This is a genomic window from Neobacillus drentensis, assembly GCF_036966985.1.
Lineage (GTDB): Bacteria > Bacillota > Bacilli > Bacillales > Cytobacillaceae > Neobacillus > Neobacillus drentensis_E.
Genome location: NZ_JBALSN010000405.1, coordinates 1 through 2,158, shown reverse-complemented (window position 1 = coordinate 2,158; position 2,158 = coordinate 1). Strand labels below are relative to the sequence as shown.

Below are 2,158 nucleotides of genomic sequence, written 5' to 3'. Positions count from 1 at the left end.
AGTTGAAGATGATGACAGCATTTCTGAATGGAATCAGCGCTTTCGACAATTGACCATCGCAGCACAAAAATACTTAACTGAAAATTATCGGGATCAACTGATAAAAGAGAGTGATAAGAAAAATCCAGCCAGCAAGTTGATTACAAAAAAACACAAAGTGCCTACCTATGCAATGGGAATTTCCAATGGCGGTTACGTCGTTCGTTATGCACTTGAACACGACGGCCTAGATAAGACAGGGGAACCAGCACTATATGATGGGGGAGTGGATTGGGAAGGCGTGTTATGGAGAGCGAATGACCCGAATTTAATTAGTTCGTTAACTCCAGTCGTCAATAATGCTGAGAAAGCCCTTTATGGTACAGGAGAAGAAAAGAATACAGCAATGAAAAAAATGTATAAAGCTGGTTTACCGATCGGTTCTGAAAAACTGTGGGGTTATCATGACCAGGTCTATTGGTTTCTCACCTTAAATATTTATCGGGATGAACTTGATTCAACCGCTCCGAACCAAATCGATTGGAGAGACTATTTGAACTATAAAGATGGTATTCGTGATCGTACCTACGATTCCATCTTTAAAGATTATAATTATAAGTTACGCCCAAGCGCAGTCAAACAAAACGTAAAAGCGATTGAAAATACCGGCGATATTGATGTACCGCTGATCAGTATAACTGGTTCCTGGGATTCTTTAATTTTTCCGTCCATCCATGCGGATGCTTACGACAAGCTTGTAAACCAAGCAGGAAAAGGCAAATTACACCGGCTCTATACCATTGAAAAAGGAAACCATGTCGACAGCTTGGTCTGGAATAATCCAACAGATCCGAATAAAGAACTGCAGCCTTTGCTTCCGTATGCACATCAAGCTTTTGACTTACTCGTGGATTGGGTTGAACATCATAAAAAAGCACCTAAAAGTAAATTCATTTCCACCCCGCAGGATCCAACAAAAGTGTTAGATATTAAGACAGGAAAAGAAGTGGATCCGAAGTAAAAGAGTAACTGCGATCAAATCAGCCAAGAATAATCCCAACGCTATTCTGCAAACTATGAATGCAGAAATATAGTGAAGGGATTTAGAACATGAGAAAACATTTGGTGATTGCATGCAGTTTGATTTTTAGCATCGTATTAAATAGTATTCCTGCCCATGCCACTGAGTATAAGCAGAGTAATATTTATACTGTTAAACAAGGCGATTCGCTGCCGCAAATTGCAATTAAATTTGGAACTTCCGTCAATGACTTGAAAGTGACCAATGGATTGCAGTCTAATACATTATTAGTTGGGCAAAAATTGTGGGTACCAACAACGTATGAAGTGGTTCCTGGGGATACTCTGAGGGGCATCGCGTCAACCTTCCATTCATCAGTCGATCAAATTAAAGCAAATAATAAACTTTCAACTGATCAACTATATATCGGGCAAGTGCTCAAGATTCCTCCTAAAAAACTGGCGATGCAAGGGCAGCATATCTTGATGACACGGGAGGAATTTAGGGATTGGTTATTTAATACTCGTGTTAATAGGAAAGTAAATCTCGTCCAGCAGCATCACACCTGGTTACCGTCCTATAAGCAATTTAATGGATCCAATCATTTTCGGATGTTGCTTGGGATGGAAAATTTTCATAAACGAAAAATGGGCTGGAGTAATATCGCTCAAAATATAACCACCTTTCCGGATGGAAAAATTGCCGTATCCAGGCCCTTTAACATTGCCCCCGAAGGTACCATTGGGCCAAGGGCGAACGCAACAGGAATTGCTATCGAAAATGTGGGCAACTTCGATAAAGGTCATGATGTGATGACCGCGCAACAGAAGGAAACGATTGTGTATATTACTGCCGTCCTTTCGATAAAATTCGGGCTAACGCCTTCCATTGACACTATTACCTATCATCATTGGTGGAATCTAAGAACGAAGGAAAGGGTGCTGGATAAAGGTCCAGATTATAATGTTAAAACATGCCCAGGTACTGCGTTTTTCGGTGGAAATTCCACCACTGATGCCATTAACAATTTTTATCCCCTCGTAACGCGGAAGATGCAAGAAATTTCAGCTTCAAGGAATTAGAGTAACTATTCACGAAGACATAATAGGATTTTGTCTTCGTGAATATTATTAGTTAATTTTCGCATCTCCTTAGATA

The 2,158-nt window shown here is 40.1% G+C and carries 2 protein-coding genes; both read left to right on the top strand.

Going from position 1 to position 2,158, the window contains the following annotated elements; genetic code table 11:
- Nucleotides 1–1,000: alpha/beta hydrolase (locus V7659_RS23500; RefSeq protein ID WP_335542582.1), on the top strand; the 1,000-nt coding region annotated here is incomplete at its 5' end.
- A gap of 89 nt (nucleotides 1,001–1,089) precedes the next feature.
- Entirely contained in the window at nucleotides 1,090–2,082 is a 993-nt protein-coding gene (locus V7659_RS23495; protein ID WP_335542581.1) for a LysM peptidoglycan-binding domain-containing protein, read from the top strand.
- Nucleotides 2,083–2,158: the final 76 nt, after the last annotated feature.

Excerpts from the sequence above, each read along its gene's own strand:
- V7659_RS23495 (WP_335542581.1), top strand. The coding sequence starts at position 1,090 with ATGAGAAAACATTTGGTGATTGCATGCAGTTTGATTTTTAGCATCGTA.